General features: G+C 49.5%; 10 protein-coding genes. 9 read left to right on the top strand and 1 reads right to left on the bottom strand.

Features of this window, described 5'->3' with window-relative positions; genetic code table 11:
- Window positions 1-15: 15 nt before the first annotated feature.
- Window positions 16-750: a phytanoyl-CoA dioxygenase family protein gene (locus tag OXH16_11305; GenBank protein ID MCY3681976.1), complete on the bottom strand. Its 735-nt coding sequence runs from the start codon at window positions 748-750 to the stop codon at window positions 16-18.
- Between the two features lie 207 nt (window positions 751-957).
- Between OXH16_11305 and OXH16_11300 the strand changes: the two genes are divergently transcribed.
- The 9 genes from OXH16_11300 to OXH16_11260 all read left to right on the top strand — a co-directional run bounded on the left by OXH16_11300 (window position 958) and on the right by OXH16_11260 (window position 14,906).
- Complete coding sequence (locus OXH16_11300) at window positions 958-3,114, top strand: PQQ-binding-like beta-propeller repeat protein (GenBank protein ID MCY3681975.1); 2,157 nt, start codon at window positions 958-960, stop codon at window positions 3,112-3,114.
- A gap of 32 nt (window positions 3,115-3,146) precedes the next feature.
- Window positions 3,147-4,574 carry a PQQ-binding-like beta-propeller repeat protein gene (locus tag OXH16_11295; protein MCY3681974.1) on the top strand — a complete coding sequence of 476 codons (1,428 nt, stop codon included), beginning with the start codon at window positions 3,147-3,149 and terminating at the stop codon, window positions 4,572-4,574.
- 13 nt (window positions 4,575-4,587) lie between these two features.
- Window positions 4,588-5,676 carry a hypothetical protein gene (locus OXH16_11290; protein ID MCY3681973.1) on the top strand — a complete coding sequence of 363 codons (1,089 nt, stop codon included), beginning with the start codon at window positions 4,588-4,590 and terminating at the stop codon, window positions 5,674-5,676.
- 99 nt (window positions 5,677-5,775) lie between these two features.
- Window positions 5,776-7,713 carry a DUF3857 and transglutaminase domain-containing protein gene (locus OXH16_11285; protein ID MCY3681972.1) on the top strand — a complete coding sequence of 646 codons (1,938 nt, stop codon included), beginning with the start codon at window positions 5,776-5,778 and terminating at the stop codon, window positions 7,711-7,713.
- A 23-nt stretch (window positions 7,714-7,736) separates the two neighbouring features.
- Entirely contained in the window at window positions 7,737-9,617 is a 1,881-nt protein-coding gene (locus OXH16_11280) for a DUF3857 domain-containing protein (GenBank protein ID MCY3681971.1), read from the top strand.
- Window positions 9,618-9,832: 215 nt separating this feature from the next.
- Window positions 9,833-11,257: an aldehyde dehydrogenase family protein gene (locus tag OXH16_11275; protein MCY3681970.1), complete on the top strand. Its 1,425-nt coding sequence runs from the start codon at window positions 9,833-9,835 to the stop codon at window positions 11,255-11,257.
- Window positions 11,258-11,260: 3 nt separating this feature from the next.
- Window positions 11,261-12,376: an iron-containing alcohol dehydrogenase gene (locus OXH16_11270; GenBank protein MCY3681969.1), complete on the top strand. Its 1,116-nt coding sequence runs from the start codon at window positions 11,261-11,263 to the stop codon at window positions 12,374-12,376.
- A 17-nt stretch (window positions 12,377-12,393) separates the two neighbouring features.
- On the top strand, window positions 12,394-13,563 hold the full coding sequence (locus tag OXH16_11265; protein ID MCY3681968.1) for a PQQ-binding-like beta-propeller repeat protein: 1,170 nt from the start codon (window positions 12,394-12,396) through the stop codon (window positions 13,561-13,563).
- The gene (locus OXH16_11260) at window positions 13,560-14,906 is read left to right on the top strand and encodes a coproporphyrinogen-III oxidase family protein (GenBank protein MCY3681967.1); all 1,347 of its coding nucleotides are present in this window, start codon (window positions 13,560-13,562) and stop codon (window positions 14,904-14,906) included. Before OXH16_11265 ends, OXH16_11260 begins: the two co-directional genes overlap by 4 nt.
- The last annotated feature ends 10 nt before the right edge of the window (window positions 14,907-14,916 follow it).

Below are 14,916 nucleotides of genomic sequence, written 5' to 3'. Positions count from 1 at the left end.
TGAAAAAGTGTGCGCCTACAGTGTGCGTCCGCGCAAAACCTCGCGGCACTGTCCTTCGCTATTGCCTGTCACATTATAGGCAAAGGTATTCATGCGGCGATCTCGATGCGATGTGTTTGGTCCCGATCCATGGATAGTCAGGGCACTGAAAAATACGCCATCGCCCGGTTCCATTGCCACGGGCACCGCGTCTTTTCGCTGGCGATAGTGCCCCGGCAAAAATACGCCAAAACTCGTTTGTGCGCGTTCGTGTTCTTGCAGGCCCCATTTGTGGCTGCCGGGGATGAATTGAATACATCCGTTTTCATCATCTGCGCCGTCAATGGCGAGTTGGCAATTTACCATCAGAGGCCGATTGTCTTCGCGTTTCCAATACGCGTAATCCTGATGCCAGGGTATTGCCGTGCCATCGCAGGCGGCTTTCATCAATAGCTTGCTGTGATACAGTGAGATATTCGGCCCAATCAGTGCTTCAATAATATCCAACATATCATCGCAGCGCAATGCGCGATTTAACCCCCCGCTGATCACTTCGCTGTGCATCAACTGTCGGATGCGCCTGGGCAGGTGTTCATCCTCAAATTCTTCCCACGAGATCCCGACTCCGTCGGGGGCGTTTTTTGCCATTCGCTCGTGCAAGCCCGCAATTTCGCGTTCGATATGGGAAATTTCACAGGATGAAATCAATCCCTTTTTCAACACATATCCATTTATGTCGTAAAATGCTTGTTCTGTATCCGTTAGCGCCATTGGACACTCCTTTGTATTTGGAACCAGCATCTAATTTACAAATTCTGACGCGCTCTTGCAAAATCATTTATATTCTATAGTGTGCAAATTAGAAATAGGGAACAGAAAGAAAGTGATTAACGTCTTAAATTGATGCGTTATAATTATTTTACAGAAAAACCCGACCCTTTTTCACCGCCCAATTGGGCACTAAAATAAGGAAAGCCGATGAAGATACGTATTCTTTTTTCTTTGTTATTCTGTATCTCTCTTTTGGGAAGTATTTCCGAGGCGTCTGATTGGACGCATTGGCGTGGTCCTATGCAAACTGGCGCTTCGCCGGAGACAGGACTTATTTCTACATGGTCCCCTGATGGAGAAAATCTGATCTGGCGCCGCGAGTTTATCGGTAGATCTACACCGATTATTGTGAATGGTCGGGTCTATGTTATCGGGCGAACCGGCAAAGACATAACCGAGCAGGAGCACATCGCGTGTTTTAATGCGGAAACGGGTGATCTTGTGTGGGAAAAAAAGTTCAATGTCTGGCACTCAACCATAACCTTCAATCGTCTGGGATGGGCAAGTCTGGGTGCCGATGGCGAGACCGGTAATATTTACGCCCATCTCGTCAGTGGGTTATTGATCTGTTTTGATACCGATGGCTATGTCCAATGGCAGCGGTCTCTAACCGAAGAATTTAACCGATTCTCCGGTTATGGCGGGCGATTGCACACGCCCGTTGTCGATGGCGATCTGGTCATCATCAGCATGGGCAATCGCGGGTGGGCTGGCGCACCGCCATCTCATCGGTATGTTGCTTTTAATAAGCATACGGGTGAAACTGCGTGGATGGCTCGTCCAGGCGGCGGTGGGCAGGTTGATTTAACCGTTTACTCGACGCCTGTTGTCACGACAATTGACGGGAAGCGCGTGCTGGTTGCCGGCAATGGCAATGGCGGTATTTTTGCCTTCAAAGTCGCAACGGGTGAAAAAGTATGGGGTTTTCCATTCAGTAAGCGAGGCATCAATACCTCGCCTGTCGTGGCTGACAATCGCGTTTATATCGCACATAGCGAAGAAAATGTCGATAATACCGCCCTGGGGCGCGTTGCATGTCTGGATGCGCGCACGGGCAAAGAAATCTGGCGACAAGACGGTATGACCGCGGGCTATGCTTCGCCAGCGGTTCACGCGGGGCGCGTCTATGTGATCGACAATTCGGCCAATGTGCATTGTTTAGACGCCAAAACGGGAAAGCAATATTGGGAGCAGAATATCGGCACTGTGGGCAAGGGGTCGCCGACCTGGGCCGATGGAAAACTCTATGTTACTGAGGTCAATGGCGGCTTCCAGATTCTCAAAACGAATAATATGGGTGCGGAAGTACTCGACAAAAAGAAGATCGCGATGCCCGAGGGTGGGCATGCCGAGATCTACGGGTCAGTCGCTGTTGCGTATCGCCGCATCTATTTTGCGACCGAAGCCGGTTTGTTTTGTCTGGGCGATAAAAACGCGCGGTTTGAAGTCACGCCTTCTCCTCATGCAAAGCGCGAAAGCGCGCCTTCGGGTGCCGAACCCGCATCTATTCTTTCGATTCCGGCTGAGGTGACCATACAACAGGGCGAAGTATTGCCCTTGCGGGCAGAGGCTTATGACGAAAAGGGGCGCTTGATCGGCAATGCCGACGCCGAGTGGTCGTTGAATGGCCTGGATGGAGAAATAAAGAATAATCAGTTTATACCATCCAGAGCGGGACAGGGCGGATGGATCACGGCTAAGCTGGGAGAATTAACCCGACAAACCTGGGTGCGCGTGGTGCCCGATGTGCCCTGGACAGAGGATTTTGAGAATGTTGAAGTCGGTACAAATCCATTGCACTGGGTGTGGGGGGGCAGGGGTTTTGTGGTGGAGGAAAAAGATGGCAACAAGGTGCTGGCAAAACCGCCAGCTGCACGCGGCTTAGATCGCTCAAATCTCTATGTGGCGCCGTACAAACTCAGTGGTTATACTATTCAGGCCGATCTGATGGGTACGCAAAACAAGCGCCGGCGTCCCGATATGGGGCTTGTCGCGCATCGCTATATTCTCGACCTTCAGGGCATTCACCAGCGCCTTGAAGTGCGGTCGTGGTCGTCGGATTTGCGCATGGCGAAACGCATTGATTTCCATTGGGATATGGGGGTATGGTACACCATGAAAATGAGAGTTGATATTGAAGGGGGTAAAGCTATTGTTCGGGGCAAAGTTTGGAAAAAAGGCGATCCCGAACCCGATGCGTGGAGCATTGAAGTAGAGGATCCCCTGCCGATAGAAGAGGGCAGCCCCGCGCTTTACGGCTATTCACCTGCCACGATTTACTACGATAATGTGAAAGTTTGGTAATCTTCATAAACCCTTATAGATAAAGGAACAAAATGAAATTGAAACGACTTTTGAGCGGATGTGTCATCGCTGGTTTGATCGTATCGACTGGTATTGCCGAAGAGGTTATGTGGGGATTTACTCCAGATCGCAACCTCGTGTCAGACGCAAAAAATTTGCCGATGAACTGGAATGTAGAAACGGGTGAAAACATCGCCTGGAAAGCAGATCTCGGTTCGCAGTCCTACGCCGGTCCCATCAGGATCGGTGGGAAAATATTTATGGGCACAAATAACCAGATCGAGCGCAATCCCAAAATTACGGGTGACAAGGGCGTGATCATGGCTTTTCGGGAATCCGATGGAAAATTTCTCTGGCAATCAGCGCATCCCAAGCTGCCTGCGGGGCGCGTCAATGACTGGCCGCAGCAGGGCATTTGCTCCACGCCTTATATTCGCGGAGATCGGATGTATTATATCTCGAATCAATGTCGCGTAGTGTGTGCGGATACAGAGGGTTTTTTGGATGGGGAAAATGACGGTCCATACACCGGGGAAGAGGATACGAGCGACATCGGTGTGGATATTATCTGGGAATACGACATGATGGAAGAACTGGATGTATTCCCTCACAATCTGGCGACCTGTTCGCCCGTGGGGACGGGCAATCTTTTGTTTGTCATCACCGCCAATGGTGTTGACGAGGGCCACATTGCCATCCCTTCGCCTCTGTCTCCCAGCTTTATTGCGGTCGATCTCAATACGGGAGAACTGGTATGGGAAAAAGCCTATCCGGGTGAAAGTATTTTGCACGGACAGTGGTCCAATCCCGCTTATGGCGTTATCAATGGCAAGCCGCAGGTGATCTGCCCTGGGGGCGATGGCTGGGTTTATTCAGTGGAACCCGAGACCGGCGACCTGATCTGGAAATTTGACTGCAATCCAAAAGACGCTGTGTGGGAGTTGGGCGGGCGCGGTACGCGCAATGCGATTATTTCTACTCCTGTTATTTACGATAACAAGGTGTTTATCGGCGTTGGGCAAGACCCGGAACACGGCGAGGGCATTGGTCATTTGTGGGCTATTGATGCGACGGGTACAGGGGATGTGACGGGAAGCCATGCGGTGTGGCATTTTGGCAATGAAAATTACAACCGGACTATTTCAACGGTGGGCATTAGCGATGGCCTGCTCTATGCGGCAGACCTGAGCGGGTTTGTCTATTGTCTCGACGTAAAAACCGGTAAACAGCACTGGAAATACGATACATTTGCCGCGATATGGGGATCGCCTTTTGTGGCTGATGGGAAGGTGTATATTGGGGATGAAGATGGCGATGTGGCGATTTTGAAAGCCGGAACCCAATTTGAATTGATCAACGAAATCAATATGGGCAGTGCCGTATATACCACGCCTATTGCAAAAGATGGCATGCTCTATATTGGCACGCGCAATACGCTGTATGCGATTAAGGGCGAGTAGGAGGAGTCACAGTATGGAAGTTCTGGCAACACCTATTGCCGATAAGGTCAAAGAAGCGCGCGATACCCTTGATGGCCATGTGCGAGATATGGTCGCGTGGCATTTTAATCCCACTACGGGATGTCCGTTCTGGCTGGAATTTGCAGGAGAACTGGATTTTGATCCGCGACGGGAGATCGGCGGGTACAGCGATTTGAAATATCTCGGGCATTTCCAGGACGAATGGTTGCGCGGCGGTCCCGTGCGGCGATGGATCCCGAGGGGTAGTGAGGGACAGCGGACTTATGTATTTGAAACGGGTGGCTCAACTGGGGTTCCCAAATATCGGATCAGCCAAAACGATTTTCAAATTGACTACGAAATGTTTAGCGAGCACCTATCAGAAGAAACATTTCCGAAGGGGGCGGACTGGTTGATGCTGGGACCAACAGGTCCCCGGCGATTGCGCCTGGCTGTCGAATATCTCTGTCAGATTCGCGGTGGAATTTGCTTTCTCGTAGATCTCGATCCGCGATGGGTCAACAAGCTGATCAAGCGCGGTGCACTCCAGGAATTGGAACTCTACAAAGCCCATGTCATCGATCAGGCACTCACGATTCTGCGCGCCAATGACAATGTGAGATGCATGTTTACGACTCCCAAGCTTCTCGAAGAGTTGTGCGAAAAAATTTCTCTGCAAAAAGCCGGGATCAGCGGTATTTTCTGCGGCGGAACTGAGATGAACGCACAATTCAATCGCTTTGCGAGAGAAGAGCTTATCCCGGGCGTTGATTTTGTTCCTACCTACGGCAATACCCTGATGGGGCTGGCTTATTCCAAGCCGCTGGAACCCGAAGATAATTACGCGATTACGTATTACCCGCCCGTGCCCCGTGCGTTTATCGAACTGGTGCATCCAGATAATCCCGATGAAGAGGTCGGTTACGACGAAGTCGGGCGCGTGATGCTGACGACACTTACAAAAGAATTTTTTATGCCCCGATTTCTCGAACGCGATGAGGCCGAACGCGCCAAACCGATTGAAGCCTATCCCTGGGACGGTGTGAGGAATCTGGGTTTGTTTTCTGAGTTGCAGGAATCCGTCGTGGTTGGGGTGTATTAAGTAGTGTCCTGACGAGAAAGATGATGGACAACGAGCTTGACATAGAGAGAGATTGTTATAGTATAATTGCACACGTGTGTATTGATAGGAGATACCGATATGCGATCTACAACCGCACAAATTCTGATTCTGGGGCTGCTATTTTGCGCAGGACCTCTCCTGGCGCAGGAGTGGGGTGAGGTGTCTGAAGAAACTCTGGGCATGACCGGCATTCCCGAAGACTCTGAGGCCGATGCCGTTATTTTGTTCGATAAAGGCACTATCGCTATTACATTGCGATTCGAGCTTGTGATTCAGCGACACACTCGAATTAAAATTCTCACCGAACGCGGTCTAAAATACGGCGATGTGTCCATCTATCTCGGCTCTGATGACAAGATAGATGAATTGCGGGCGCAGACTATTTTGCCAAATGGCAAAAAGGTCACACTTTCAAAAAAAGACATTTTTACAAAAAAGCGCAGAAGTGGGTCTGAAAAGGTATTCGCCATACCCGGTGTGGAGGTGGGAGCTGTTATTGAATACGCCTATGAAATTACCAGCAGACGACTGACATTTCTCGCCCCCTGGCAGTTCCAGCATGGCGTATTTACCAGGCTGAGTGAGTTGATCTTGATTATTCCAGAGGGTTTCGATTATCGAGCCTTTGCCAGCAATGCCTACGTTCCCGACCCACATAGAGAGTCCTTCCAAATTGCCGATCCCCAAATGGGTACCTCTTTTGTCGGCAGATTTGTATGGCGCGCTGAAAATTTGCCAGCTCTTAAACGGGAACCTTACATTACGACGCTCAAAGATTATTGGGCCACGTTATTTTTTCAGATTGTCTCTTATCGAAATCCCAAAGATACAATGGCCGATCCTGTCATATTCATTAAAACATGGGACGACCTCGCGGAAATTTTGCACAAGAGTTATAACCCTTCTATCAAAAAAACCAGGACCCTGGAAAGACGAACACTTGCTCTGGTATCCGAGATACAGGATGACCGCACCCGGGCTGAGGCTATTTACGGCTATGTGAGAGACTCGATTGAAACATCTGCGCCAAGTGGAAGTCGCAAAAGACCCAACGATTTGCTCAAAAGAAAAAAGGGCAGTTCGTTGGAAAAAAACCTGTTGTTAATCGCGATGCTGAAAGTAGCTGGTCTCGAAGCCAGTCCGTTGCGTATCTCCACCCGCATCAATGGGCGTTTGCAAGAGAACTGGCCTCAATTGCAGCAACTCAACTACACGATTGCACACCTGTCCATAGATGATGACGTTTATTTTTTGGATACAAATGACAGTCAGTGTCCGTTTGTACTGCTACCACCCAGGTTATTGTCTGGAAAAGGGTTTTTGATTGGGGAGGAAGAAGGCAAAATTGTCGAAATTCCCATACCGAAAGATGCGGGTACAAGTAGAGCAAATACTCAGGCAAAGCTGACCGAAAGCGGCGATCTCCTGTGCCAAACAACACTGCAATTTGAAGGGTATCGCGGGATTTCAGAACGAAAGGATCTGGACGAAGAGAAACCGGGGAAATACGTCAAAGATATTCTGGAAAACCGTTTTGGAGATGTGGTGATCGATACATTTCAGATCGCCCAGGACAAAGATGTCGATATGCCTTTGGAAGTTAAGATCGACTATCGGGTTCAAAATTACGCTCAGGTGGCTGGCGATATGGTTTATTGTCCATCGAGTTTGATCCATCAGCGTCAGTCCAATCCCTTTAAGAACGAAAAAAGGCTTTTTCCCGTCGAGTTCAACTACGGCTTTGCATCTGAAGAAATAGTAGATCTGACTCTGCCGGATGGGTTCGAGGTTGTCGAAATACCCGAAGTACAAAAAGTTACATCCCTCGGGATCAGGTTTCAGTCTGATTGTCAGGCAGATAGCAATCGCGTGCATCTCCAGCGGACGTTTTCTGTGAACCGCGTTTATTACACACCGGCGCAATATTCCCGGCTGCGGAACGCATATGCAAAGATTGTAAGTGCCGATCAAGGACAGATTGTCTTGCGCCGAAGGCCACTGGAAGCTGAAGAATAAGACAAGGGGGAGAAATGAGAACCATGTCTTTCATAAGGTCGGCACTTGTGGTCTTGCTGATTGTTGCCCATGTGCCAGCAGATGCGGACTGCGTTGGGGAGGATGTTGATGCGGTTATCGTGTTGGATGAAAACGAATTTGTCGTAAGAGGAAAAAATAAGGCGACATATCGCAAACATCGGATTATTAAAATCAACACTGAAGCGGGCAGGAAGTACGGACAGGTAGTAGTTCGCGAAAATAGATACGTCAAATGCACCCATGTCTCGGGAAAAATTTTGGATGCAGAGGGCAAGTTGATTCGCAAATTGGGCAAAGGAGACATTCAGAAAAATCCGTACTTTCCCGAGTACATCCTGTATCAGGATACCAAATATCAGGCATTTGAACTGAAGGCCAACACGTTTCCATATACAGTGGAATATACCTATGAACAGGAATACGAAAGCCTGTTCTTCTGGCCTTCGTGGTTTCCACAGGCAGATATTCCCGTTCTGCAGTCAACCTATACTGTTGTGGGGCATGACAAAATTGATTATCGAACCCATGCCGTTGGGTTGATAGAACCACCTGTAATGGTGAAGGCGTCTGAACGCAAGTGGCAGTTGACGCATATTAAACCCAGAGCCAGAGAACAGTCTATGCCTCCTGAAGACAGAATCCAGATGAGGCTCTTTTTTGCGCCTGTTGCCTTCAAAATTGGGAAGTCTCCAGGATCGTTCGCCTCATGGGATGCTGTGGCAAAATGGTACGGGGTGCTGGCAGATGGCCGATATGACCTGCCGCCAGTTGCAGTGCAGAAAGTACGAGAACTGGTATCTGAAGCCAGCAGTGACCGGCAGAAAGTGGAGATTCTCTATCGCTATCTCCAGGATCACACGCGGTATGTGGCTATTGAACTGGGCATTGGGGCGTGGCAACCGTATTCGGCAGAATGGGTTTTTAAGAATAAGTATGGCGACTGCAAGGATCTATCTACATTCATGGTTGCGATGCTCAAAGCTTGTGGTATCTCGGCGTATCCAACTCTGATTGGCACGCGCAACCGCGGCGTGTTGATTCGGGAATTTCCTTCCAATCAGTTCAATCACTGTATCACATTTGTTCCCTTGCAACGCGATACGCTCTGGTTGGAATGCACGGCCGACCTCATAGCTGCGGGGGAGTTGCCATCCGCAGATGAGGGATGCGATGTGCTCGTGGTTAAGGAGAACGCCGGAGAAATCGTCCGCACGCCGGAAAGTACAAGTGCCGATAACCGTCAGATTAGCACCATAAAAGGCCATCTCACAGCATCGGGTAAACTTACTTTTTCCGGGCAGCTATCGGGCACAGGTAATATCGCAACGCGATTGAGACACAGTCTGCGGGATAACAAGGGCGAAGACCGCAAGCGCTATTTGGGCAGAAAATTGGGCAGGTATTTACCCGTGTTGGATCTGGCAACTTATGAGATTGATCATCTGCTCCAGGACTTCGATCAACCGCTTGAGGTGCGAGTTAGCGGTACGTCCGAAAAATTTGGTGCTCGAAGCGCGAAGAGACTATTTGTGAATCCCAATATCTTGAATCGCGTCAGGCCCGCGAGTGTGCCCAGAGCGAAAAAACGACAATTCTCTATGTACTATTCCTATCCATATACGTACATTGATACTCTATCTATTGATATACCAGAAGGTTATGTTCTGGAAACTGCGCCCGATCCGGTGGAAATTACAACGCCATTCGGCCTTTTCAAAACCACCAGTCATTTTTCAGATGGTGCATTGCATTATACCCGAACATTTAGATTAGATAAAAAACAAATACCGCGTTCAGATTACGAGGCCTATGTGTCTTTTATGAAGGATATTGTGAAAAACGATCAAGCTCCTTATGTTTTTGTGGCTGGGACAAATAGATGAATGTCGTGAGTATTTTAGAGTCAATGTGAAAATACTCGCGTTAAATGGACTGGCGGTTTCTGTCGTGTCATTGCGCTTGCTTTTACCGGGACAAAAAGCTATTTTTTTATGCTATCCGCGAGTTAAAGTCCACTTGGGGATGATTTAGTGGTTATAAATTTCTTCTCTGAATGTTGCAGGGAGGCGATCATTAGTCTTTTAAAGAGGCGAAATACATGATTCACTTACCCATTTTACGCGCGGGGGAACCGTACACGAGTTTGAGCGTTCAGGAGGTGTCGCATATTCAAACTGGCGAGCCGCTCGTTCAGGTCAGTCAGGCAAACCGGGGGCTGGTCGCAAAAGACTTAAATGGGGCGGCGGCGAACAAACGGGTGCTCGACAGGCTGAGTGTATCCGAACTCGTGGGTATAACCCGCAAAGCCGCACGCTTGTTTGCAGAAGCCGATTTGCCCATTGGCGACCATATCCAGACGCCCGATGACTATGTCAAACAGGTGTCTGGCACGACGGGGATGCCCGAAGCTCTTTGCCGCGCGAATATGGAAAAAATTCAACTCGTGTGTACGGAGATCGAAGCTATTTTAGGTGGTCTCACGCGCGGGTTAGACCTCGCTGTGTTCGATGAGGGCTGGCACAATCAGGATGGTCGCTCTCTCAGCTATATTTGCCAGGCCGATGCCCTTGGGGCCATATTGCCGAGTAATTCACCGGGGGTACACGCGCTGTGGGTTCCCTCTATACCGCTCAAAGTGCCCCTTGTTCTCAAACCCGGACGGGAAGAGCCATGGACGCCTTTCCGGATTGCGCAGGCGTTTATCGAAGCGGGGTGTCCGCCAGAAGCGTTTGGGTTTTATCCGACTGATCACGGCGGTGCCACTGAAATTTTGATTCGCTGCGGTCGTTCCATGCTCTTTGGGGGCGGGGCGACGGTCGCGCCCTGGTTGAGCGATCCCCGCGTGGAAATCCACGGGCCTGGACAGAGTAAGGTCATTATTGGCGAAGATGTGATAGACCGCTGGGAAGACTATCTCGACATCTCGGTTGCTTCGATTGCTGCAAATGGCGGTCGCTCCTGTATCAATGCATCGGGTGTGTGGGTTCCCGCGCATGGTCGAGAAATTGCCGAAGCACTCGCAGAGCGATTGGCAAAAATTGTCGGGAGACCTCTGGATGATCCAGATGCGCAGATCGCGGCATTTACCAATCCCACATTCGCCGATCAAATTTCGACGACTATAGACATCCATCTGAAAACTCCGGGGGCTGAAGATCTGACTGAAAAATTGCGCGGTGATCGGCTGGTCGAGATCGATGGCTTGAAGTTCTTAAATCCCACAGTTGTCTGGTGTGATGATTTTGAACATCCTCTCGCAAATACCGAATATTTGTTCCCATACGCGAGCGTGGTCGAAGTTCCACAGTCGGAAATTCTGGACAAGATTGGACCGAGTCTCGTGGTGACAGCAATAACAGAGGACAGTGCATTTATCGACAATTTGCTCAATTCGTCCCATGTAGAAAGATTGAATGTGGGTGCGATTCCCACGCCTCAGATTTCATGGGATCAACCACACGAGGGCAATTTGTTCGAACACCTGTACCGTCAGCGCGCGCTGCAATGGGCGAAACAGGCTTAGGAGATGAAAGCATTTGATTTTTATCCCACTACGCGCGTGGTGTTTGGGGAGGGCACACTTGCGCAATTGGGGAAATTATCAGAAAAATTGGGCGGTAGCCGTATTCTTTTTGTGACCGATCCAGGGATTGTAAGTGCCGGGCTTGCAGACCGTGCGATTGCGGTGCTTCAACGCGCTTCCCTGGATTTTTTTGTGTTTGATGGTGTGGGCGAAAATCCTACGAACGCGCATATAGATGCCGGTGTCGCGTTTGCAAAAACACATGGAGATATTGATCTGATCGTCGGGATGGGCGGGGGCAGTGCGATGGATTGCGCCAAGGGGATCAATTTTATCCTGACAAACGGCGGAGAGATAAAAGATTATCAGGGGATGGGACATGCGACAGAGCCTCTGTTGCCTTCTATTGGGATTCCAACGACTGCGGGTACGGGAAGCGAGGCGCAGTCCTACGCGCTTATTTCCGATGCGAAAACGCATGTCAAGATGGCCTGTGGCGATCTGAAGGCGCGGTTTCAGAGTGTTATTCTCGATCCGTCACTGGTTGAAAGTGTGCCGAGAGATGTCGCAGCAGCAGCGGGTATAGACGCCATCGCACACGCTATTGAGAGTTACGTTTGTACCCGCCGCAATGCTATTTCTATGATGTTCGCACAAAAGGCCTGGCAATTGCTTTCGTCGAGTTTTGAACGCATGCTGAAGGATGCTTCCGATAGCGAGGCGAGAGGTAAAATGCTTTTAGGCGCGCATTTTGCCGGTGCGGCTATTGAGAATGCCATGTTGGGGGCAGCCCATGCGTGTGCCAATCCATTGACCGCGTATTTTGGCATTGTACATGGTGTCGCTGTGGCACTTATGCTGCCCGCTGTCGTCCAATTTAATAGAGAAACCGCAGGCGTGCGCTATCGCGGACTTGGAGATGATGTTGATGAACTCGTCGAGAAGGTCGTTTTTTTGAAAGAATGTGCGAATCTGCCTTCTCGATTGCGCGACCTGGGTGTAGCCCGTGACAGCCTTCCAATGCTGGCAAGAGATGCGACCGAACAATGGACGGGCACTTTTAATCCGAGACCCGTGGATGAAGATGATTTTCTCGCCCTTTACGAATCGGTTTATTGATCCGCAGATGGGCGCAGATGAGCGCAGATGAAAAGGCTTTTATGTACACACATGATGAAATAGGTGACAACGTAACCCTCTGTGTTCATCTGTGTTTATCAGTGATTGCTTTTTTGAGTTTATTTTTAATTCCCGTCCAGGCAGAAGAATGGAGTCGATTTCGCGGGGATGCACAATCTACGGGTGTTGCAAATAGTAGTCTGCCCGCTGAACTGGATGTGTTGTGGACTGCACAGATCGAAATAGGGATTGAATCCACCGCCGCAATTTGGCAAGACGCGGTATATGTGGGCGGGGTGGATGAAAAGCTATACGCTTTTGATTTTGATAGCGGTGTGCTGAAGTGGACGTATTTGGCTACGGGTGAGATCAAATCGTCGCCATTGGTTTTTGAAAAAACCGTGTTTTTCGGCGATGGCAATGGCGTTTTTCACGCTGTTGATGCACAAACCGGTAAGGCATTGTGGACGTTTCAAACGGATGGGGAGATTATCTCGTCGGCAAATGCAACCGGGGGCTGCATTCTGTTTGGGTCCTATGATCAGTTTTTATACTGCCTTGCGCCAGACGATGGGTCTTTGTTGTGGAAGATAGAAACGGATGGTTATGTTCACGGTATGCCGGCTATCACACAAGCGCATACACTGATCGCAGGATGTGATGGTCTTTTGCGCGTTATCGATATTGCCAGTGGAAAAGAACAATCGCAAATTGAACTCGGTGCTTATGTGGGGGCCAGTGCAGCCGTTCATCAGGCGCGTGTTTATGTGGGGACTTATGAGAGCCAGGTTTTGTGCATTGATTTAAATGCAAAAGAGATTGTCTGGAGATACGAACATCCACAACGGCAATTTCCCTATGTTGCATCGCCATCCGTGACCCGCGAGCGGGTTATTGTTGCAGGGCGTGACAAGATGATTCACGCGCTTGATCCCAATACGGGCGATGTTTTGTGGACCTACACATCCCGATCTCGATTTGAAGCGTCTCCCGTTGTGGTGGGGGAGCGCGTTTTTGCCGGGACAATGGATGGGAAAATCGTGGCATTAAATCTCGAGACTGGCGAATCCGATTGGGAGTTTGTAACCGGATCGGGATTTATTGCTTCTCCGAGTGTTGCGCGCGAGCGGCTGATTATTGGCACAACAGATGGTGCGTTATATTGTTTTGGAAAGGCGAAAGAATGAGCGAGCAAATCCAGATTCCAGAGCCAGCGACAACCCGCAAAGTGTGGAAGGATACAGATGTTGGAAGCGTGTTTGTTTCCAATTATCCGCCTTACTCTTTCTGGCGCGATGAAAATACAGCGCGAATTGAAGAGATGTTACACTCATCCGATTCGGGGGATAGAAAAATACCTCTGGGCCTTTACTTGCATATTCCATTTTGCCGAAAACGGTGCAAGTTCTGTTATTTTCGGGTTTATACGGATCGCAATAGCGCGGAAATTCAGACGTATTTGGATGCCCTGGCAAAAGAAGTGGAAACTTATAGTAAGTTGCCGCGTATTGCAGGTCGAAAATTGCACTTTGTTTATTTTGGCGGAGGTACACCGTCTTATATTAGCGTCAAACACTTGAAGGTATTGGTTGACCGGGTCAAGGCTGTGATGCCGTGGGATGATGCGGAAGAGGTGGCATTTGAGTGCGAGCCGGGTACGCTGTCAAAATCCAAAGTCGAGGCTATTCGAGAGATTGGTGTCACGCGTTTGAGCCTGGGATTGGAGAACTTAAACGACGATATTTTGCGGGAGAATGGCCGCGCACACGTCAGCAAAGAAATTTACAGGGTTATGCCCTGGGTCAAAGCCCAGGAATTTGCACAGGTCAATGTAGATTTAATCGCCGGTATGGTCGGGGAGACGTGGGAGACATGGCGAGATACAGTGCAGGGCACCATTGATCTCGACGCGGATAGCGTCACTATTTATCAGATGGAATTGCCGTTTAATACGACGTATTCAAAATCGATACGCGATGGAGGAGGTTTGCAGGTCGCAGATTGGCCTACCAAGCGCGCCTGGCACAATTACGCGATTGAAGAGTTTGCCAGAGCGGGCTATGAAACATCGAGTGCTTATACGCTGGTGAAAAAAGGTCGTCTGAACAAATTCATCTACCGAGATGCCCTGTGGCGCAGTGCAGATCTCATCGGTACAGGGGTGGCTTCTTTTTCACATGTGGGAGGTATGCATTTTCAAAACCAGACGCACTGGGATCCCTATATCGAAACCATTGACAAAGGACAACTTCCGATCAATCGATCTTTTGTGCCGACAAAAGACGAGCGGCTGATCAGAGAGATGATTTTGCAACTCAAGCTCGGGCGGATTGAAACAGCGTATTTTCAGGATAAATTTGGTGTCAATATTTTGCAGCAATTTGGTGATGCCTATCAGAAGCTCAGGGAATACGAGATGCTGGATTTCGATTCGCAGAGTATCACTCTGAGCCGGGAGGGACTTTTGCGCGTCGATCAGTTGCTTCCCGAATTTTATCACGAAAAATATCGCAATTCGCGCTATACATAAGCGATCACTA

Source organism: Gemmatimonadota bacterium, assembly GCA_026705765.1.
In the GTDB taxonomy this organism is placed as follows: domain Bacteria; phylum Latescibacterota; class UBA2968; order UBA2968; family UBA2968; genus VXRD01.
Note: the sequence above shows the minus strand (reverse complement) of the source record. Positions and strands in the feature narration are given on the sequence as shown.

What these genes read in the sequence shown, in the direction of transcription:
- OXH16_11305 (MCY3681976.1), bottom strand. Translation starts at nt 750, where the DNA reads ATGGCGCTAACGGATACAGAACAAGCATTTTACGACATAAATGGATAT.
- OXH16_11300 (MCY3681975.1), top strand. Translation starts at nt 958, where the DNA reads ATGAAGATACGTATTCTTTTTTCTTTGTTATTCTGTATCTCTCTTTTG.
- OXH16_11295 (MCY3681974.1), top strand. Translation starts at nt 3,147, where the DNA reads ATGAAATTGAAACGACTTTTGAGCGGATGTGTCATCGCTGGTTTGATC.
- OXH16_11290 (MCY3681973.1), top strand. Translation starts at nt 4,588, where the DNA reads ATGGAAGTTCTGGCAACACCTATTGCCGATAAGGTCAAAGAAGCGCGC.
- OXH16_11285 (MCY3681972.1), top strand. Translation starts at nt 5,776, where the DNA reads ATGCGATCTACAACCGCACAAATTCTGATTCTGGGGCTGCTATTTTGC.
- OXH16_11280 (MCY3681971.1), top strand. Translation starts at nt 7,737, where the DNA reads ATGTCTTTCATAAGGTCGGCACTTGTGGTCTTGCTGATTGTTGCCCAT.
- OXH16_11275 (MCY3681970.1), top strand. Translation starts at nt 9,833, where the DNA reads ATGATTCACTTACCCATTTTACGCGCGGGGGAACCGTACACGAGTTTG.
- OXH16_11270 (MCY3681969.1), top strand. Translation starts at nt 11,261, where the DNA reads ATGAAAGCATTTGATTTTTATCCCACTACGCGCGTGGTGTTTGGGGAG.
- OXH16_11265 (MCY3681968.1), top strand. Translation starts at nt 12,394, where the DNA reads ATGAGCGCAGATGAAAAGGCTTTTATGTACACACATGATGAAATAGGT.
- OXH16_11260 (MCY3681967.1), top strand. Translation starts at nt 13,560, where the DNA reads ATGAGCGAGCAAATCCAGATTCCAGAGCCAGCGACAACCCGCAAAGTG.